16 protein-coding genes are annotated in these 19984 nt (G+C 43.4%); 9 read left to right on the top strand and 7 right to left on the bottom strand.

Annotated features, from left to right (window positions below; all coding sequences use genetic code 11):
- The first annotated feature begins 10 nt into the window (after positions 1-10).
- The gene (locus J3L18_RS17615; RefSeq protein ID WP_189549457.1) at positions 11-2821 is read left to right on the top strand and encodes a S8 family peptidase; all 2811 of its coding nucleotides are present in this window, start codon (positions 11-13) and stop codon (positions 2819-2821) included.
- 32 nt (positions 2822-2853) lie between these two features.
- Here the strand turns inward: J3L18_RS17615 and typA are convergent, their stop codons facing one another.
- From typA to J3L18_RS17635, 4 genes are all read right to left on the bottom strand, one after another.
- Positions 2854-4665, bottom strand: a complete 1812-nt coding sequence (gene typA / locus J3L18_RS17620) for a translational GTPase TypA (protein ID WP_091175853.1) — start codon at positions 4663-4665, stop codon at positions 2854-2856.
- 91 nt (positions 4666-4756) lie between these two features.
- The gene (locus J3L18_RS17625; RefSeq protein WP_129571465.1) at positions 4757-5026 is read right to left on the bottom strand and encodes a type II toxin-antitoxin system VapC family toxin; all 270 of its coding nucleotides are present in this window, start codon (positions 5024-5026) and stop codon (positions 4757-4759) included.
- Positions 5027-5139: 113 nt separating this feature from the next.
- Complete coding sequence (vapB, locus tag J3L18_RS17630; RefSeq protein WP_091175845.1) at positions 5140-5355, bottom strand: type II toxin-antitoxin system VapB family antitoxin; 216 nt, start codon at positions 5353-5355, stop codon at positions 5140-5142.
- Positions 5356-5395: 40 nt separating this feature from the next.
- Complete coding sequence (locus J3L18_RS17635; protein ID WP_223266283.1) at positions 5396-6184, bottom strand: alpha/beta hydrolase; 789 nt, start codon at positions 6182-6184, stop codon at positions 5396-5398.
- Between the two features lie 164 nt (positions 6185-6348).
- Here J3L18_RS17635 and J3L18_RS17640 point away from each other — a divergent pair, with 164 nt between their 5' ends.
- The 7 genes from J3L18_RS17640 (at position 6349) to J3L18_RS17670 (ending at position 15727) form a co-directional block, all read left to right on the top strand.
- Positions 6349-7056 (top strand): alpha/beta fold hydrolase, encoded by a 708-nt coding sequence (locus J3L18_RS17640; protein WP_091175839.1) that lies wholly within the window; start codon positions 6349-6351, stop codon positions 7054-7056.
- Positions 7057-7183: 127 nt separating this feature from the next.
- Positions 7184-8401 (top strand): ATP-grasp domain-containing protein, encoded by a 1218-nt coding sequence (locus tag J3L18_RS17645; RefSeq protein WP_129571467.1) that lies wholly within the window; start codon positions 7184-7186, stop codon positions 8399-8401.
- Between the two features lie 127 nt (positions 8402-8528).
- On the top strand, positions 8529-9626 hold the full coding sequence (locus J3L18_RS17650; protein WP_090533867.1) for a carboxylate-amine ligase: 1098 nt from the start codon (positions 8529-8531) through the stop codon (positions 9624-9626).
- A gap of 234 nt (positions 9627-9860) precedes the next feature.
- Entirely contained in the window at positions 9861-10727 is an 867-nt protein-coding gene (locus J3L18_RS17655) for a type 1 glutamine amidotransferase (protein ID WP_129571468.1), read from the top strand.
- A 63-nt stretch (positions 10728-10790) separates the two neighbouring features.
- Complete coding sequence (locus tag J3L18_RS17660) at positions 10791-11984, top strand: hypothetical protein (protein WP_129571469.1); 1194 nt, start codon at positions 10791-10793, stop codon at positions 11982-11984.
- Positions 11985-12043: 59 nt separating this feature from the next.
- Positions 12044-12205 carry a FeoB-associated Cys-rich membrane protein gene (locus J3L18_RS17665; protein WP_090533873.1) on the top strand — a complete coding sequence of 54 codons (162 nt, stop codon included), beginning with the start codon at positions 12044-12046 and terminating at the stop codon, positions 12203-12205.
- A gap of 66 nt (positions 12206-12271) precedes the next feature.
- A complete protein-coding gene (locus tag J3L18_RS17670; protein ID WP_129571470.1) occupies positions 12272-15727 on the top strand; it encodes a trifunctional glycoside hydrolase family 18/polysaccharide deacetylase/glycosyltransferase family 2 protein in 3456 nt (1151 codons plus the stop codon).
- Positions 15728-15864: 137 nt separating this feature from the next.
- Here J3L18_RS17670 and ispF read toward each other — a convergent pair whose 3' ends face one another.
- Entirely contained in the window at positions 15865-16347 is a 483-nt protein-coding gene (ispF, locus tag J3L18_RS17675) for a 2-C-methyl-D-erythritol 2,4-cyclodiphosphate synthase (RefSeq protein WP_129571471.1), read from the bottom strand.
- Positions 16347-17516, bottom strand: coding sequence for a type IX secretion system outer membrane channel protein PorV (gene porV / locus J3L18_RS17680; RefSeq protein ID WP_129571472.1), 1170 nt, complete (start codon positions 17514-17516; stop codon positions 16347-16349). The genes ispF and porV overlap by 1 nt, the downstream gene beginning before the upstream one ends.
- 242 nt (positions 17517-17758) lie before the next feature.
- Here porV and J3L18_RS17685 point away from each other — a divergent pair, with 242 nt between their 5' ends.
- Entirely contained in the window at positions 17759-19420 is a 1662-nt protein-coding gene (locus J3L18_RS17685; protein ID WP_129571473.1) for an SUMF1/EgtB/PvdO family nonheme iron enzyme, read from the top strand.
- A 110-nt stretch (positions 19421-19530) separates the two neighbouring features.
- Here the strand turns inward: J3L18_RS17685 and J3L18_RS17690 are convergent, their stop codons facing one another.
- Positions 19531-19917, bottom strand: a complete 387-nt coding sequence (locus J3L18_RS17690; RefSeq protein ID WP_129571474.1) for a nuclear transport factor 2-like protein — start codon at positions 19915-19917, stop codon at positions 19531-19533.
- Positions 19918-19984: the final 67 nt, after the last annotated feature.

The raw sequence follows: 19984 nt of genomic DNA on the forward strand, positions 1-19984 counted from the left end.
ATTACCGCCTATGACAAAAAGAATACCTGTTACCGTATTACTCCTTTTTTTATGCTTTAAAGTGTCATGGTCACAAAAACACATGAGCGACGAGGCAATTGTTTCACTTTATAAGGCAACATCTTTATCTCCGCAAAAAAATTCCAACCAGTATTACCTTGTAAAATTTAAAGATCCGGAACATATCGATAACCGGAAATACAATATCATCAAACGGGTTTCCTATAACTATTATGTAGTATCATCAGCCTCGGCTATCAAAAGCGATGCTAATATTATAAATAACAGCGCCGCTTCCCCCATCTGGAAAGCTTCGGATAACCTTGCGAAGAACTGGAAGCAGCATCCGGCACGCACACAAGCCGTTGAGGTTGCCGTTACCGCTGTCAATGACACGGTTATCAACCACATCCAACAATCCGGAGCCATTACAGGTCAAACCGGCAACCTAATACGTCTTAACATCAAATTAGAAAACCTGCCTGCCTTACTTCAGCAGGACTATATTTTATTTGCCAATGAGGTGCGCCAACCTCATGCAGAACTTGCCATTAGCGATATTGATCTTGGTTTAAATACCATGTCGGCCATAGTGGCTAATTTTCCGGGCATAACCGGCTCCGGCATTAACATTTCGGTAAAAGAAGACCGCTATGATAATGATCTCGACCTGTTAGGCCGTAGCTTTACATCCTTTAAAGCCTCTGATATCACATCGGGCCATGCTACCACCATGGCAACCCTCATAGGCGGCAACGGCAACTCTTATATCAAAGGCCTGGGAGTTTCACCCAAAGTAAATTTCACGTCATCATCTTTTGCACAATTAATGCCCGATAGCGCCGCCATTTTTAAATCATTCAGGATTTCGGTGCAAAACCACTCGTACGGTACCGGCATTGAAAATTATTACGGGGCCGAAAGTGCCGCTTACGATCAGCAGATTTTTGAAAATGATTCGCTGGTGCATGTATTTTCATCGGGCAATATCGGCAATTCGGCACCTGAAAGCGGAGTTTACAGCGGTATAAGCGGGGTAGCCAATCTCTCCGGCGACTTTAAGCAGGCTAAAAATGTATTGGTGGTTGGCGGTACCGGCAGGACGGGTGTCCCCGAATCCTTAAGCTCGGCCGGCCCAGCATACGATGGCCGCATCAAACCCGAATTGATCGCGGATGGTGAAGATGGCACGTCTGGCGCGGCAGCCCTGGTATCAGGCACGGTAGCTTTGCTGCAACAAGCTTATAGAACGCAATACAAACAGATGCCATCTGCCGCGCTTATAAAAAGTGTACTCATCAACTCGGCCGATGAAACAGGCTCATCCGGCCCCAACCATAAAACAGGCTATGGTTCGTTGAATGCATTGGAAGCATTACGCACCATCAATGAAAAACGCATTTTTACCGGTTCGGTTAGCAATGCTACACAAACAGACTATTCCATAACTGTCCCAGTAAATTGCAGGGAGCTTAAAGTTTCGTTAGCCTGGAATGACCCCGCAGCAGCTGTTAATGCACCATGGGCATTGGTAAATGATCTCGATCTTACTGTCACCACACCATCCGGGCAGCAAATTTTACCATGGGTGCTCAGCAGCTTCCCCTCTGCCGATTCGTTATCTGCCCCGGCAAAAAGACGAACAGATACCTTAAACAATGCAGAACAGGTAATTTTACAAAACCCGGCAGCCGGCACATACATAGTGCATGTTAAAGGCAGAAGGATTACTAACAGTGCTCAAAAATTTCATATTGCTCATCAGGAGACCATATCAAACCTGTTCGAATGGATCTACCCCTCGGTTGGCGACCAGCTTTTTGCCGGCGAGGATAATTACCTGAGATGGCAAAGCTCTTTCAATACCACATCGGGCACAATAAGCGTTAGCTATGATCATGGCCAAACCTGGCAGGCCATTAATAATGCCACCCTTGAAAACCGCTATTATACCTGGACAACGCCCGATGTTTTTACCAAAACCATGCTTAAAATGGATATCGGGGGGCAAACTTTTACCAGCGCGGAGTTCAGCATTTCAAAGCCTTTAACACTTGATATAGGGTATAATTGCGTCAGTGGCACACTCCTGCAATGGAAACCCCAGCCAGGAAGCATAGGCTACAACATTTATACAATTAAAGATAACCTGCTTCAAAAACTTGTATCAACAGCCGATACCAGCATCATTATACCCGCGCAACAACAAACTTCAACTTATTTTGCGGTGAGCGCCACAGGTAATAGCTTTGAAGGCCTAAAAAGTTATACCATTAATGCTACCACGCAGGGAGTTGGCTGCTATGTAAAAACACTACTGGCAAACGTGGTTAACAATACCATTGTGCTCAACCTGCAGTTGGGCAGCGTTTATAATCTTAAATCCATCACCTGGGAAAAAACAACAGCTGCGGGCCAATACGTTACTTTAAATACAATCCCGCTTAGTACAGCGGTGGATTACATATACGCCGACAATAATCCCCGACGGGGCAAACAATATTACCGGGCAAAACTCACCACAATTAACGGCGATATCATTTACTCCAACATAGCCGATGCTGTTTATTTACAGCCCAACCAATTTGTTATATACCCCAACCCTGTTGCCGGCCAAATCAATATCATCAGCGGCGATATCAATAATTACGAATTTAAACTATACAGCATCGACGGTAAGTTAACCCTGGTTAAAAGCATCAATGAATTACAAAACACCATCCCCGTAAATCTCGTGGCAGGCGTGTATGTTTATACCATCGAACTAAATGGCAAAGTAGTTTATAACGGTAAGCTGATAAGTAAAAAGCCCTCCGGTTAACCGGAGGGCTTTATATACTTGTTTATTGAAAATTATTGATTAACAAACCTTTTAGCGTTTACTTTACGCTCGTTTTCGGTTAAGTAGATTTTACGTAAACGCATGCTTTGCGGCGTAACTTCGATGTATTCGTCAGCCTGGATATACTCCATCGATTCTTCTAACGAGAATTTGATAGCCGGTGCAATACGAACGTTGTCATCACTACCTGATGCACGCATGTTGGTTAACTGTTTACCTTTAACAACGTTGATCACCAAATCGTTATCGCGGATGTGCTCACCAAGGATCTGACCTTCGTAAATATCAACACCCGGATCAACGAAGAAACGGCCACGGTCCTGCAGTTTGTCAATTGCATAAGCAGTTGTGTTGCCTTTTTCCATCGAGATCAATACACCGTTTGAACGGCCAGGGATTGGCCCTTTCCATGGCTCGTAAGCTTTAAAGCGGTGCGCCATGATAGCTTCACCGGCAGTAGCAGTTAATACGTTGTTACGTAAACCGATGATACCGCGTGAAGGAATTTCAAACTCTAAGTGTTGTAAATCACCTTTTGGCTCCATGATCAACAGGTCACCTTTACGTTGTGTTACCAGTTCAATTACTTTACCGGCAACTTCGCCAGGTACGTCAACTATCAGGGTTTCAACCGGCTCACATTTAACGCCGTCAATGTGTTTAACGATAACCTGCGGCTGACCTACCTGTAACTCGTAACCTTCACGGCGCATAGTTTCGATCAATACCGACAAGTGAAGGATGCCACGGCCATAAACCAGGTATGAATCAGGCGATTCAGTTTCAACAACCTTAAGTGCCAGGTTTTTCTCCATCTCTTTGTACAGACGGTCGCGTACGTGGCGTGAGGTAACAAATTTACCTTCTTTACCAAAGAAAGGTGAGTTATTGATGGTGAACAACATGTTCATGGTTGGCTCATCAATTTTGATCACCTCTAATTGCTCAGGGTTTTCAAAATCAGCAATGGTATCACCGATATCAAAACCGTCAATACCAACTACAGCACAGATATCGCCCGATTTTACTTCGGTAGCTTTTACTTTACCCAAACCTTCGAAAGTGTAAAGTTCTTTGATCCTTGATTTCTGGATAGTGCCATCACGTTTTACCAACGACACCGGCATGTTTTCTTTGATAGTACCGCGGGCAACACGGCCGATAGCAATACGACCTACGAAAGATGAATAATCTAACGAAGTGATCTGCATTTGCAGTGTTCCTTCAGCGATAGGTGCAGGCGGAATGTTTTCCAGGATAGCATCCATCAACGGGAATATATCTTCCGTTGGTTTTTTCCAATCTGTGCTCATCCAGCCTTGTTTTGATGAACCGTAGATAACCGGGAAATCCAGCTGCTCTTCGGTAGCTTCAAGGTTGAAGAATAATTCAAAAATCTGTTCGTAAACTTCTTCAGGGCGGCAGTTCTCTTTATCAACTTTGTTTACAACCACAATTGGCTTAAGGCCTAAAGCCAAAGCTTTTTGAGTTACGAAACGAGTTTGAGGCATGGCACCTTCAAAAGCGTCGCAAAGTAATAATACACCATCGGCCATTTTCAATACACGCTCAACCTCGCCACCAAAATCGGCGTGACCAGGGGTATCAATAATGTTGATCTTAACATCTTTATACCTTACAGATACGTTTTTTGAAACGATGGTAATACCACGCTCACGTTCAAGGTCATTGTTGTCAAGGATTAACTCTCCGGTTTGCTCATTGTCCCTGAAAATGGCACAGCTGTGCAGGATTTTATCAACCAAAGTAGTTTTACCGTGGTCAACGTGCGCGATGATCGCAATATTTCTGATTTTTTGCATGAAAATGCCTCTCTAAATTTGGCGCAAAGGTAAGGTTAAATTATGAGATTATAAAGCATTTAGCGGTTATTGTTTACAATTAACATTGAGTTTACCAAAGTAAGCTTGCAGGGCAGGCTTTGAAGGGTTGATCAGCGGAAATGATCGTAAGATTTTCAGAGATAGCCTGCGAGATAATAAGGCGGTCAAAAGGATCTCCGTGATGATGAGGCAGAGATATTAATTTACTTAAATGATAAGATGCTATATCAAGAACCTCAAATTGCTTCCCTATCAAATAGCTATAAAAATTCCCATAACCAATTTCGATATTAAGCTTTTTTAAAGCAACATTGATAGCCATCTCCCATAGTGATGCCATGCTTATATATCATTGGTTATCGGGGTTTTCAATTGATTGCTTGACTGTATTAGATAGTCTGTCATCAGAAGCTTGAAACCAAAGAATTGCTTGTGTATCTATAAGCAATTGCATTACATATAATCTTTAAAATCCTCAAGCGGTTCGTCAAAGTCTTCCGACACCCAAATTTTCCCTTTTAAACTTCCATATCCTCTTATAGTTTGATCGCTGTTTACCAATTCAGCATTAGTAATTTTTTTCAAAAGCCTATCCACATCTTTCTCTATCTGAGTTTGTAAATCAGGGGGCAATTGATCAAGCTTTTTTATAGGTGCAACACTAACCATGTTCTTAAACTTAATTAAGCTGATTTACAAAAACTATACGTTATCTTCCAAAAGCCCAAACCAAAAACTTAGCCATCGCTTTTCCCCAGGTAGCTGTATCATGGGTACCTCCTACTACTTCAACATATCGAATTTCTTCAGGACGTTTAAAGCCTTTAATCTCCATTTCTTTAATCAGGTCGATGGTATCGTCAATGGCATCAATAATGCCGTTTTTATTTCGATCACTGGTTTCATCTTTAGTGCCGGTTTGCAGCCAGGCATTGATAGCCGGCTTGGTTTTGGTTTCCCTGATCACCTGGTGCATCAGCCTGTCGGCATCGGTATAGCCTTTGGCCAGGTCTTTTCCCCGCCACCAAAACGAACCTGAAAAAACGCCCGCTTTATCAAATAACACCGGGTTATTCCAAACAATATCAAAAGCAGATAAACCACCAAGCGAAAAACCAGCAAAAGCTGTTATATCAAACTCATTAAAGCCTGTCAAAGCTTGTAATTGCGGCAGCAACTCTTCTTTTATAAATTGAGTATATAAACCAGCCTTAGTACCTCGGCCTTTAAAATCTGGCTTGCCGACAATGCCGTATTCATCAAGTCGGTCACCACCCGCATGAATAGCCACAACCAGCACCGGTTTAAGGCGATTGGTATTATATAGTATTTCAAGCGTATTTTTTAGTCCCAGGTTCTCAAGCTCCTGTCCGTCATTAAGCAGCAGCATGTTTAGCGGTTCGGCGATATCACTGTCTTCCGGCTTCAGGATGGTTAAGGTCACTTCCCGCTCAAGCAGCGCAGAGGTTATATTTATTTCATGTTCGGTTATCGTCATTTCAGTATCAAGCCAACCCGGGTACATCTCTTTCTAAATTAAAATTAAGGGCGCAAAAATAAGCTATACTTTTTACTTTTTGGCGGCTAAGGATTAATATTATCAGGCTGTTGCCTTTTTCAAACAAACCTCCTAACTTACAGTCATTATAAAAACTACAAGCTTTGACCGAAAAATTTCACCGCTGGCATTCACCCAACACCAACACCGACCTCGAAATGCTGGTATTCGGCGACCGCGGTTATCCTGTGATCGTTTTCCCTACTACCAAAGGCCGCTACTATCAAAACAAAGATTTTGGCCTGATCGGGAGTGTAAAATGGTTTGTTGACAATGGCCTGGTGAAGATATATTGCCCCGATACCATCGACGACCGCAGTTGGTACAACAAAAGCATTCACCCGGCCGACAGGGCCAAAACTTATGCAGGGTACGATCGCATGTTGGTAAACGAGCTCATCCCCTGGGCCATGCACGAAACAGGCGTTGGCAACGTAGCTCTCGCCGGCTGTAGTTTTGGGGGCTATCATGCCGCCAATTTCGCATTCAAACATCCTGAAAAGGTTAGGCATTTGTTTACCATGGGCGGCGCTTTTGATATCAAAATGTTTACTGATGGTTATTATGATGATAACATTTTTTATAACAACCCGGTCGATTTTTTGCCGGGCAGCAACCATCATGACCTTTGGCAAATGAACATTGTTCTCGGCACATCCGAGTATGACATATGCAAAGGATATAACATCCAGCTCTCAAACATTTTAAAACAAAAAGACATTAAACACTGGCTGGATATCCGCCCCTTTGCCAATCACGACTGGCCCATCTGGCGCGAAATGTTCCCGCATTATTTATCAACGATTAAATAGAAACAAGAGATCAGGATTCAAGGAACAAGAAAATAAAAGGCAAGAGTTTAAAAAATGGAAAAATAAAGAGCAGGATTTACATCAACCTGAAACCCAAAGAAAAACAAACATATAAACACCTACTATCATGAAAAAAATCGGCATCTTATTCGGACAGGAAGATTCGTTTCCGCAGGCATTTGTTGACCGTGTAAACCAAAAAGCAGAAAAAGGCATCAGTGCCGAGTTTGTACGGCTCGATAAAGTAATGCAGGCCGAACCGCTTGACTATGCTGTGATCATCGACCGGATTTCGCAGGATGTGCCTTACTATCGCGCAGCCCTAAAAAATGCGGCTATTTGCGGTACAGCGGTAATCAACAACCCTTTTTGGTGGAGTGCCGACGAAAAGTTTTTTAACAACGCCCTTGCTGTAAAAATCGGAGTGCCTGTACCTAAAACCGTAATTCTGCCATCAAAGGAACTGCCTGATGATACCACCAATAAATCATTCCGCAACCTGGCCTACCCGTTAGATTGGAATGGCATTTTCAACTATGTAGGTTTCCCTGCCTATATGAAACCTTTTGACGGCGGCGGTTGGAAAGAAGTTTATAAACTGGAAAATGAGAAAGATTTTTTCAGCAAATACGATAAAACCAAACAACATGTAATGATGCTGCAGGAAGAGATTGTTTTTGACGATTACTTTCGCTGCTATTGCATTGGCGGCAAGCATGTGCGCATTATGCAGTATGAGCCGCGCAACCCTCACCACCTGCGCTATGAGCATGGTAAAGCACCTGCATCTAAAAAGCTATTGGACACCATTAAAGATTATGTCATAAAACTAAACCAATATTTAGGTTACGATTTCAATACGGTTGAGTTTGCCGTTCGCGATGGCATACCTTACGCTATTGATTTTTGTAACCCCGCCCCCGACGCCGAAGTTACCAGCGTAGGCCAGGAAAACTTTGAATGGGTGGTTGAAACAGCCGCCGATTATGCCATTGAACGCGCAAAAAAACAAAAAGACGGCTTAGACAACCTTACCTGGGGCGAATTTGTAAAAACTTCGGCTGCAAAAATGCCGTTGGTAGCAGTTGCAAAAAAAGCGGCTGTTAAAGCTGATGTTTCCGTGGCTGTGGTTGACCATGCTATTGAAGACGAGGGCAAACCGAAGAAAACCAAAACAACCAAAGCACCCGCAGCAAAAGCAGCTATAGCAAAAGAACCGGCGGTAAAAGCTGCCGCAGTGAACGAAACGGCAGTAAAAACCGCGGTGGTAAAAGAGCCTTTTGCCAAAGCTACCGCCGTAAAAGAAAAAGCAGCGCCTAAGCCTAAAAAGGCAGCTAAGAAATAAATAAAAGGGTTGTCGTTTCGAACGAGGTACGGGGAGAAATCCTGTACGCGCAATAAGCTATTCGTATAAGATTTCTCCCTACGGTCGAAATGACAACCGTTTTTTTAAGTAATAACCCTAACCAATTATGAACGAATTTACCTTAGGTGTTGAAGAAGAATTTATGGTGATTGACCCGGTATCGCGGGAGCTAAAATCGCATGAGCAAAAAATTGTGGATGCAGCCCAAAAAATCCATGAAGACCAGGTAAAAGCCGAAATGCACCAGGCTGTGGTTGAGGTGGGTACACATATTTGCCGCAATACCCAGGAAGCCCGCAAGGAGGTAAGTAAGCTTCGTACCACGGTAGCGCAACTGGCGGGTGATATTGGTCTGCGAATTGGCGCCGCGGGTACACACCCGTTTTCGCACTGGCAGCATCAATTGATTACCGATAACCCCAGGTATTTTGAAATTGTGGATGAGATGCAGGAGGCGGCCCGCTCCAACCTCATTTTTGGTTTGCATGTGCATGTTGGCATCCAGTCGCGCGATATGGCTATTCACATTGCCAACCAGGTGCGCTATTTTTTGCCGCATGTGTATGCCCTTTCAACCAATTCACCATTTTGGGAAGGGCGGAACACGGGCTTCAAATCATTCCGTACCAAGGTTTTTGATAAGTTTCCGCGCACCGGTATCCCCGATTATTTTAGCAGTATAGAGGAGTATGACCGCTACATAAAGCTGCTCGTAAAAACCAATTGCATTGATAACGCCAAAAAAATCTGGTGGGATATCCGGGTACATCCCTTCTTTGAAACTATTGAGTTCCGCATTTGCGACTGCCCTATGCTGGTTGATGAAACCATTGCGTTTACCGCTTTATTCCAGGCTTTATGTGCCAAGTTGTACAAGCTCAGGGCTCAAAACATGAAGTTTATTAACTATTCGCGCGCGCTCATTAACGAAAATAAATGGCGTGCAGCCCGGTACGGTATCGACGGCAAAATGATAGATTTTGGTAAGGAAATGGAGGTAAACACCCGTTCGCTGATTTTGGAGCTACTTGATTTTGTAGATGATGTAGTTGATGAGCTTGGCTCACGCGATGACCTTCAATATGTACACAATATCCTGGAGCATGGCACCGGAGCCGACAGGCAGCTGGCTATTTATCAGCAAAACAATAACTTTGCCGACGTGGTGGATTATATCACCTCACAAACATTGAAGGGCTTGTAAGCCCCCTCAGCGACTATATAACAACGTCATTTCGATAAAGCAACCGTGGCTGAGCCGATGGGGCAAAAGAGAAATCTTATACACCATACAAATACATAATTGCTCAGCGCATATTGTATAAGATTTCTCCTCACAACCAACGCTTAATCCCAACTGGTTCGTCGAAATGACAATTATTTTAAATTGGTAAATACGAAATCCTAAAGCAAGGATAATATTAGAAAGATGCAGCAGATGACTGAGAAACCGGAAATAAAAGTAGCCATACTTGACTTGTATGATGGGATAGCGAACGAGGGAATGCGTGGTTTCCAGGACATTTTAAAACGTTACAGAGCTGAACACAACTTAAATTTAAGTTACCAGATCTTTGATGTACGCCGTAAATGCGAGATGCCGGGCACCGGTTTTGATATTTATATTTCAAGCGGAGGCCCGGGTAACCCATTGGAAACAGAAGGTACCGAATGGGAGAAGAAATACTTTAACCTGGTTGATAAGCTGGAAGATCATAACCTGTCCAACAACAGCAACAAAAAACATGTGTTCTTTGTGTGCCACTCGTTTCAGTTAATGTGCCGTCATTACAAGCTGGGCGATATCAATATGCGGCGCTCCCCGTCATTTGGCGTACTGCCGGTAAATAAAACCAGGTTTGGATTAAACGAGCAATTATTTAAAGGTTTAGGCGAACCATTTTACGCTGTTGATTCCCGCAGTTGGCAGGTAATCAACCCGGATGAAAAACGCTTTAAAGAGCTGGGTATGCAACTGGTGGCTATAGAAAAAGAACGGCCGCATGTTGATTTGCCAAGGGCGATGATGGCCATCAGGTATAATGATTATTTCTTTGCTACACAATTTCACCCCGAAGCCGATGCCGGAGGGATGAAGGGGATGTTGCTTCGCGAAGAAAAAAAGGGCGAAGTGATCAGCGAGCACGGAGAGGTTAAATATCATGAGATGCTTGAACGCCTCGACGATCCGGATAAAATAACGTATACTCAGCGTACACTGATCCCTAATTTTTTGGATATGGCGGTTAGCCCCACCCAACCCTCCCCTAAAAGCAGAGGGCTTTTAGAGGTTAAAGAAGAATAAATAGTTTATTATAAATTATAATAAGAAAATCTCCCATGAAAGGGAGATTTAGAGGGGTTAATCATGAATCCATCAATCAGAAAAGTATTCAACGAAAAGTTTAGCACAGGAAAGTACAGCCAGTTTCTTGATAAACTCAATAGTGACTTAAAAGAACCCGTTCCTTTCCGTGTTGCGGAAACCCCCGTTTTTTTAACTGCTGATTTCCGTGATAAGCTTATCTCCGCCGGCAATGATATTGTTGATACTATCCTCAAGCCCAATTTCAAAGAACTTACAGAGCGGGCCATACCTGATTTTTGGCGGGTATCCAATGAAAATGATCATCCTCATTTTATCGCACTTGATTTTGGGATCTGTAAAGATGAGCAGGGTAATATCGTGCCAAAACTTATTGAATTGCAGGGATTTCCTTCACTTTACAGTTTCCAGGTGCATCTGGGAGATACTTATCAAGAGGTTTATGATATCCCCGCGGATGAAACCATCTTTTTTGGGGGACTGAAGGAGGAAAGTTACCTCGATTTGCTCAAAAAAACTATTCTTGGCCCTTACCAGTCCGATGAAGTTGTATTAATGGACGTAAACGCCCCAGAACAAAAAACAGCAGTTGATTTTTATCTCACACAAAAATACATTGGTACGCCGGTGGTATCGTTGAGCGACCTGATCCAGGATGGCAAAAAGCTTTATTACATGGCAGGCGATCAAAAGAAGCTAATTAAGCGCATCTACAATCGCCTTATTTTTGATGAAATAGCCGGTGATCCGGATATTTTCACCACTGTGGCCGATATCAGGCAGCCCCTTGAGGTTGAATGGATCACTCATCCCAACTGGTTTTATCGCATCAGCAAATTCACTATGCCTTTTTTAACGGGCGATTACATTCCCCAAACACAGTTTTTGCACCAATTAAAGCAAATCCCTGCTAATTTGGAAAACTATGTGCTTAAACCATTGTTCTCCTTTGCAGGTCAGGGTGTGATTATCGATATTAGTAAGGAAGACATAGAAACCATTACAGATCCTGAAAACTGGATCTTACAGGAAAAGGTGAATTACGAGCCTGTTGTGCAATCGCCGGAAGGCGGCGTAAAGGCCGAGATCAGGTTGCTTTATCTCTGGCCCGATGGGGATAAAAAACCCACACTTGCAACAAACCTTGCACGGTTAAGCCGTGGAAAAATGATAGGCGTACGTTATAATAAAGATTACAACTGGGTTGGCGGCACGGTTGCTTTTATGCCCCGTTAAACTTTGTACTAATTACCCTGTCTGTACGTATATATTAAATAATGCTTAATTTTGTCTTTATGAATATGCAAATCATCATTATCGCGATACTTTTTGCAGGCGCTGTTTTTTACATTGGCCGTATGATGTACAGGGCGCTTACTACTAAAAAAAGCTGCGGCGGCAATTGCAAATGCGGTGTTGATTTTTCAGGTATCGAACCCGGAAAAACCACCAAATAATGCCCAATTCTTATTTCATACAATCTTCATAAGTAACCTATACTTTTAATAAAGTAATTTTTCTTAATGTCATCAAGCAAGCAAGTTTTTCAGGCTGATAATCCCGGTAGGTGGAACCGTTTTAAATGGTTGAGCCGTGTACTACTGGCTGCATTGATTATTGGTATAATAGCCGTTATTGTTACCATCCGGTCAACCTATTACCCCGAGCTTCCCAATCTTAACCCTGCTCCCAAAAAAATGACCAGGGAGGAGCTCGAGCAATTAAAAAAGTCAACGAAGTTCAAATCGTTCAAAATTCAAAAATCTGAAATAGAAGCACTTGAGAGGGCTAAAAAATTACACCAGCTTAAACAACCTAATAATAAAGACCGTATAAACGCCGCTTTTTATCGTGCGTGGGAACCACAGGCTTATAACTCGCTGGTGGTGAATATTGGCCACCTGGATATGGTAGTGAGCGAAGGCTTTTCTATATTACCTAAAACTGATACCGTTGTAACCAAGCTCGATACCGGGCTGATGAACCTCAATAAAAAATACAACAAGCCGATTATTGTGTCACTGTCAAACTACGTAAACTACAACAACACACATGGCGGCTATGATACTAAAGATGTAGACCGTATTGTTAACAATAAAACACTTCGTAGTAATTTTATTAACAGCATAGCTAACTCGCTTACCAAAAACAAGTTGAAGGGTGTCAATGTTGATTTTGATGAGCTAAGGGACCGAAACAGTAAAAATTACATAGCCTTTCAAAATGAGCTTTATACAACCTTGCATGCCAAAGGTTTCCTGGTTACTCAAAACGTAGTGCCGGAGGATGAAAGTTTTGATATCACAAAGCTCCAGCATGTAAACGATTTCCTGTTCATCATGGCTATTGATGAACATTATGAAGCAACCAATGCCGGCGATCTTTCAAATCAGCGCTGGGTTGAGCAAATCCTCGATGATGTATGTTCGAAAGTTCCGTCAGAAAAAATAATTTTAACATTCGCAGGCGGCGCCTACGACTGGCCCGAAGGCAGTGTAGGTAAAACTATAGGTTATCAGCAGGCTATCAGTACCGCCGAAGAGCAAAAAAGCAAGATCACCTTTGATCCAAATTCGGCAAATTTACACTTCACTTATATGGACAAGGACAGCCTTGACCATACCATTTACTTTACAGACGCGGCAACAAACTTTAACGTAATCCGCATGGCCGACGACTGGGCCACCGGCGGCGTGGCTTTATGGCGTTTAGGTGCCGAAGATCCGCGTTTGTGGACATTTTTCCAGAAAAACCTGTCGATAGACTCATTGAAAAAAACAGGTGTGGATATGCGGAAACTTACATCTGTAGGTTTAAACAACCGTGTAAATGTTGACTACGATGGTGATGGCGAGGTGCTTGACCTCATTACCACTCCTACCACCGGGGTAATTGATGTAAAAATGGATACATCTACATTTACTATTCTCGATCAGCATTATATAAAACTTCCCACTAAATATGTGATCCGCAGGTATGGTTATGCTCCCAAGAAAGTAGTTTTAACTTTTGATGATGGCCCCGACCCCGATTTTACCCCACGTATTTTAGATATACTTAAAGCCGAAAAGGTACCGGCAGCATTCTTTGTTGTGGGTTCCATGGCCGAAAAAAACATACAGTTGCTGCGGCGCGAATACGAAGAAGGCTATGAAATAGGCAATCACACGTTTTTCCACCCCGATATTTCAACCATCAGCTTAAAAAGGGTGATCCTGGAGCTTAACTCCACGCGCAAACTTATTGAATCGGTAACCGGCCGAAGCACCATCCTGTTCCGCCCGCCATTTAATGCCGATGCCGAGCCGCAAACCCTTGCCGAGGTTATTCCGGTTGCAGAAAGCCGCCGTCAAAGCTATATCACCATCGGCGAATCTATCGATCCCTGGGATTGGCAGCCCGGCGTAACTGCCGATAGTATTATTGCCCGCACCATAAGGCAAAAAGATAACGGATCGATGATATTACTGCATGATGCAGGAGGTGATACCCGTGAAGAAACCGTTAAAGCCCTTCCTGCAATCATTCATTACTTTAAATCGCAAGGATACCAGTTTACCACCATTGCCGATGTACTGGGCAAAACTAAGGATGACCTGATGCCGCCGGTTAAACCAGATCCAAGCACAGGCATTTTCGGGCCCGCCTATGATGTTTTTATCCATGGTTATTACTATATAAACTGGGCGCTGATCTATATATTCCTGTCGGCTATATTCCTGGCTATTGGCCGCATTGTACTTATTGGCATTTTGGCTGTAAGGCAGCGAAGCGTGGATAAAAACTCCAAAAAGCTTGATCGCAATACCGATGTGATGCCTGCGGTGAGTATCATAGTTCCTGCTTACAACGAGGAAGTTAACGCAGTAGCAACAATACAAAGCTTGCTTAAAACCGATTATCCATCATTCGAGATTATTTTTGTTGATGACGGATCAAAAGATAAAACATTTGAGGTTGTAGAATCCGCCTATAAAGGTAATCCGCTCATCAAGATCCTAACCAAACCAAACGGTGGCAAGGCATCAGCATTAAACTTTGGTATAACCCATGCCCAAAATGATTTTGTGGTTTGTATTGATGCCGATACCCAACTTAAAACGGATGCCGTGTACCAGCTCATGACCTACTTTACCGATGAGGAAATTGGCGCTGTAGCCGGAACGGTTAAAGTTGGCAACGAAACCAATATCATCACCCGCTGGCAGTCAATAGAATATATCACCGCGCAAAACATGGACCGCCGGGCGTTTGACCTCATCAATAGTATTACGGTTGTACCGGGGGCTATTGGTGCATTCCGTAAATCGGCTATTTTCCGGGCCGGCGGGTTCACCTATGATACTCTTGCCGAGGATTGCGACCTTACCATGCGTATCCTGAAACAAGGCTACGTAGTGCGTAACTGCGCCGAAGCCATTGCTTATACCGAAGCGCCGGAGACGATAAACATGTTGCTTAAACAGCGTTTCCGTTGGAGTTTTGGTGTGATGCAAAGTTTCTGGAAAAACCGCGACGCGCTGTTTAACAAAAAGTACAAGTTCTTTGGGATGGTGGGAATGCCAAACATCCTTATCTTCCAGATCATATTGCCGCTGTTCTCCCCTCTGGCAGATTTGATGATGCTATTCGCCCTGTTCGGTGAAAAACCCGAAAAGATGCTGCTCTATTACGTAGCATTTGTGGTGGTTGATTTTATAGTAGGTATCATCGCTTTCCGGATGGAAAAGGAAGACTACAAGAAACTCATCTATATCATTCCGCAGCGTTTTATGTGGCGGCAGTTAATGTATTACGTGCTGTTTAAATCGCTACGAAAAGCATTGAAGGGCGAATTGAGCGGATGGGGAGTGCTTAAGCGTACGGGTAATGTGAAAGTTGATGGTTCGGGAAGCAAAAAAGCGCAGCCGATATATATGGTAATTGGCGTGGCAATAGTTGCGGTGATTGTGTATTTGTTGTATAAACATTATAGTTAGAATTAAAAGAGCCTGTAGTTAAACTACAACAGATTCGACGTCAGAGACTTCGAATAGCATTTTCTTTTCAATTCCGCTGTCCGAAGTCGGAGACTTCGAACGACTATGACCTTAGTTTGTAACTACAGATTGCTTCCTTATCCCCTTTCAATCAAACAAACCGCATAAGCCACAACGCCTTCCTCCCTACCGATAAAACCCATTTGCTCGTTGGTAGTAGCTTTAATGGAAATATCTTCTTCGCTAATAGCCGCAGCTTCGGCTATATAGGTTTTCATTGCAGGGATATGCGGATTGATCTTTGGCGCTTCAAGGCATACCATAGCATCAATATTGCCGATGGTGAAACCCTTTTCTTTGATCAGGGCAACTACATGCTGCAAAAGGACCAGGCTGCTGATGCCTTTCCAACGGTCGTCTTTATTTGAAAAGTGAAAACCTATATCGCGCAGGTTTGCCGCCCCCAGCAGGGCATCGCAAATGGCGTGTAACAATACATCGGCGTCTGAGTGGCCATAAGCACCAGCGTGGTGCTCAAGTTTAACCCCGCCTAAAACAAACGGGTGATTTTCCTTTAACTGGTGCACATCAAACCCAAAACCTACCTTAATTTTACCCATTATCTTTTAGAAGCATTTGTTGTACCGCCAAAATTTGCCGACAAAGTGAAGCGCAAAGTATTGGCCAGGGCACTATTTTGCTGGCTGGCTGCCAGGTACGAAAAATCAAAATCAAAAACACTGTACTTAAACCCAATACCCATGGTAACATAATGCCTGTCGCCTTTGTTGGGGTTTTCATAAAAATAGCCTGCCCGTACAGCAAACTGTTTGTTGTACCAATATTCAACACCCGGCGAAAAGCTGATCTCTTTCAGCTCTTCACTGAAACCACCCGGTGCATCGCCAAACGATTGAAAAAGACCCGCCGGCACCGATACATTATCATCCTTGCCTTTGATGATCTTACCATCCTGATCGCGCAGGGGCGGGGTTGGTACCAGCAGTTTGTTGATGTCAAAGGTTGCTGTAAACTCATTAACATCATCTAACTGCCAGGTGTTAGCCACACCTAATTTCAAGTTGGCCGGCAAAAAATACTTGTTGCCCACATCGCTGTAGCTGATTTTTGTACCAATATTTGAAATGTGTGTTCCAAATGCAAAAGTATTGCCATCGCCATAGGGCGTTGTATAGTACAATGAAACATCTGCCGCAAAAGCATTGCCTGCTTTGGCTGTCTGGCTTGAGCTCGTAGCAAACGCGATACTTGATATATTTGAATGAATATACCGCGCGGTAAGGCCTAATGAAAAGTTATCGCCAAACTTACGGGCAAATGAAACATCTAACGAATACTCGTTTGGCGTGTAGTTACCCTGATCGTTGGCATTTTCATCGGCAAGCGGAATAGAACCATAATTAAAATAGCGGAGCGAAGCGCCTATTGTATTCCGCTCATCAATTTTATGGGCATAACTCAGGTATGATAAGCTGATATCAGGAACAAGGTGCCTTAACCAGGGGCTGTATGATACAGACAACGCATCATTACTTTCTAAAAATGCAAGCTTTGACGGATTCCAAAAATTTGCATTTACATCCGGCGACAAAGCCACGCCTGCATCCCCCATAGCCCCCGAACGCGAATCAGGTGAAATATTTAAAAAAGGCACTTCGGTAGGAATTGCATTGATATTACTTCCGTTAGGATTTGTTTGCGCAGTTGCAGCAAGTGGCAATAAAAATGGGGTAATAATAGCAAAGCCTCGAAATGTAAAAAACTTCATTTGTAGGAGTTAGGTTTTAACAATTTGTATTTTATAAATATAGGACCATGACTTGCTTCACATTTTCAAGTCTGCACTTTTGCTGAAAGTTAAATCAAAAATTTAAATCAACGCAACTAATTTCATTAATTTTTCGTTAAAACCCCCGATAATTGTAGTATTTATTTCTAAATAATGGTTCATTAGCATAAGCACTGTATCCATTTTTTTATAAATTTACCACTTAATATAACTGTAAAAATATGAAAATACTTTTTACTAAAACTGCTCTGGGATTGTTGGCTTTAGGTGCCGTGATGAGTAGCTGCAGTAAACGTGAGCAATCGCAAAAAACGGGTATAACTTATAACGATAAAAACAACGGCGGTTATGAGCGTTTCAGGCAAAGCCATCCATCTCCGGGCCCCGGACTGGTGCCTATTGAGGGTGGTACTTTTGTTATGGGCGGCAGTGCCGACCAGGACATAACTTACGATTATAATAATGTACGCCGCAGGGTTACCGTACCCTCTTTTTACATGGACGAAACCGAAGTATCAAATCAGGATTGGCTTGATTACCTGCATTGGATAAACATTACTTTCCCGCAGGATCGCGAGTTATATTACAATGCGGTGCCTGATACATTGGTTTGGCGCCATCCCTTATCTTATAATGAGCCATATGTAGATAACTACCTGCGTCACCCTGCTTTTCAGGATTATCCTGTTGTAGGCGTAACCTGGGACCAGGCACAGGATTATTGCTCATGGCGCACCGACCGTACCAACGAAAATATTTTACGCGAAACCGGAAAAATGGTAGCGTGGAAAGATATGGGCAAAAAAGGTGGTGGCGGTGACGCCGGTATTGCAGCGAACGGACAACCTTTTAATACTGATATTTACCTGAACGGCCAGATGACCGGGGCAGGCATTGATGGTAAAAAAATGATGCCTAACCTGAGCCCTAATGCCCAGGCAGGTACAGGTAAGGGCGGCAAAGCCGTTAGGCCTGTACGTATGGAAGATGGGATCCTTAAGCAAGCATATCGCCTACCGTCAGAAGCCGAATGGGAATATGCAGCATTGGCCCTTGCAGGAAACACCCAGTTTGAAAATATCGATGATGGCAAAATATATACATGGAACGGTATGGGTGTACGTTCGGCAAAAAAGAAAACACGCGGCCTGATCATGGCAAACTTTAAACGCGGCAACGGTGACAATGCCGGTGTTGGCGGTTACCTGAACGATAAGGCAGACATTACCGCCCCTGTACGTTCATATGCACCTAATGATTTTGGCTTATATAACATGGCGGGTAATGTTAACGAATGGGTTGCTGATACCTACCGCCAAACATCATTTGAGGAGTTTGAAGATTTTAACCCTTTCCGTGGTAATGAGTTTTCAAACAAACGCCTTGCAGATCCAAGCAAAGGACTTTATGCAAAAGATAAATACGGCAAGCCAATCAAAGATCCCGCACATGCTAATAAGAAGCTAAAATACAGCGAACTTTTAGCTTTACAGCAACAGAATACCGTCGCGCAAAGCGCCAATCCAAACGCGCCCCTTGCAACTACTCCTCAAACAGGTTCATTGCCGGCTGATTCATTGCTACCTAAAAACTCGGGTAAAGCTTACAATCCGGATGCGAGGGGCGAAAAAGACGAAGTTAATAAAGCTCTTTACGGTGCAACCACACTGGTTAACGACCATTCTAAAGTATACAAAGGCGGATCATGGAACGATATGGCGTTTTGGCTAAATCCTGCTACCCGTCGTTTTATGGATCAGGACGAGGCAAGTGCAGAGGTTGGTTTCCGGTGTGCAATGACCTTGGTTGGCGCTCCTGAAATTAACCCTAATGGCAAACCACATTACCCGGTTAAAAAAGCTAAGCCGTTTAAAACACGATAATTTTTATAACAGATATTTGAAACAAATAAGGCCTTTCAGTAATGAGAGGCCTTATTTGTTTAACCAAAATGCATTATCACCAATCAGTATAGATCTTGCTCAACAATGGGCTATCCGTCAATCGGCTCAACCCATTGACTTCGCCAGGCCGGGGCTTCGAAGGGATCCGCGAAATACTGTGTTTCATGTATTACCTTGTCCTCACGAAACTCCATAATGCTTACCGTGTAAGCCAGCTGCTCCTGATAGTTAATAGTATATTCCGTGACCCAGGTATCACCTTTTCCCAGCATCCTCCTGACACGGAAACCCGATGGCTTACCCGGATGATGCCCGCGCAAGGCCTGTAAATTAATGCGCCCAAAAATCCGCTCGCCCGACTGGGGATAATCACAGATCACATCATCATGGTAGATCTCATGCTCTGCGTGTATGTCCCCGGCTGCCGAGGCTTGCCAGTGGGCATTCAGGGCGGTAAGTATTTGTTGATCTTCCATGGTTTATTTTAATTTAGCTTTCATTAATTTTTAGGTTACAACAAAAAATCCCGGCGATAAACTACCA

The sequence above is a fragment of the Mucilaginibacter gossypii genome, from assembly GCF_017569325.2.
GTDB classification, from domain to species: domain Bacteria; phylum Bacteroidota; class Bacteroidia; order Sphingobacteriales; family Sphingobacteriaceae; genus Mucilaginibacter; species Mucilaginibacter gossypii.

What these genes read in the sequence shown, in the direction of transcription:
- J3L18_RS17615 (WP_189549457.1), top strand. Translation starts at nt 11, where the DNA reads ATGACAAAAAGAATACCTGTTACCGTATTACTCCTTTTTTTATGCTTT.
- typA (WP_091175853.1), bottom strand. Translation starts at nt 4,665, where the DNA reads ATGCAAAAAATCAGAAATATTGCGATCATCGCGCACGTTGACCACGGT.
- J3L18_RS17625 (WP_129571465.1), bottom strand. Translation starts at nt 5,026, where the DNA reads ATGGCATCACTATGGGAGATGGCTATCAATGTTGCTTTAAAAAAGCTT.
- vapB (WP_091175845.1), bottom strand. Translation starts at nt 5,355, where the DNA reads ATGGTTAGTGTTGCACCTATAAAAAAGCTTGATCAATTGCCCCCTGAT.
- J3L18_RS17635 (WP_223266283.1), bottom strand. Translation starts at nt 6,184, where the DNA reads ATGACGATAACCGAACATGAAATAAATATAACCTCTGCGCTGCTTGAG.
- J3L18_RS17645 (WP_129571467.1), top strand. Translation starts at nt 7,184, where the DNA reads ATGAAAAAAATCGGCATCTTATTCGGACAGGAAGATTCGTTTCCGCAG.
- J3L18_RS17650 (WP_090533867.1), top strand. Translation starts at nt 8,529, where the DNA reads ATGAACGAATTTACCTTAGGTGTTGAAGAAGAATTTATGGTGATTGAC.
- J3L18_RS17655 (WP_129571468.1), top strand. Translation starts at nt 9,861, where the DNA reads ATGACTGAGAAACCGGAAATAAAAGTAGCCATACTTGACTTGTATGAT.
- J3L18_RS17660 (WP_129571469.1), top strand. Translation starts at nt 10,791, where the DNA reads ATGAATCCATCAATCAGAAAAGTATTCAACGAAAAGTTTAGCACAGGA.
- J3L18_RS17665 (WP_090533873.1), top strand. Translation starts at nt 12,044, where the DNA reads ATGAATATGCAAATCATCATTATCGCGATACTTTTTGCAGGCGCTGTT.
- J3L18_RS17670 (WP_129571470.1), top strand. Translation starts at nt 12,272, where the DNA reads ATGTCATCAAGCAAGCAAGTTTTTCAGGCTGATAATCCCGGTAGGTGG.
- ispF (WP_129571471.1), bottom strand. Translation starts at nt 16,347, where the DNA reads ATGGGTAAAATTAAGGTAGGTTTTGGGTTTGATGTGCACCAGTTAAAG.
- porV (WP_129571472.1), bottom strand. Translation starts at nt 17,516, where the DNA reads ATGAAGTTTTTTACATTTCGAGGCTTTGCTATTATTACCCCATTTTTA.
- J3L18_RS17685 (WP_129571473.1), top strand. Translation starts at nt 17,759, where the DNA reads ATGAAAATACTTTTTACTAAAACTGCTCTGGGATTGTTGGCTTTAGGT.
- J3L18_RS17690 (WP_129571474.1), bottom strand. Translation starts at nt 19,917, where the DNA reads ATGGAAGATCAACAAATACTTACCGCCCTGAATGCCCACTGGCAAGCC.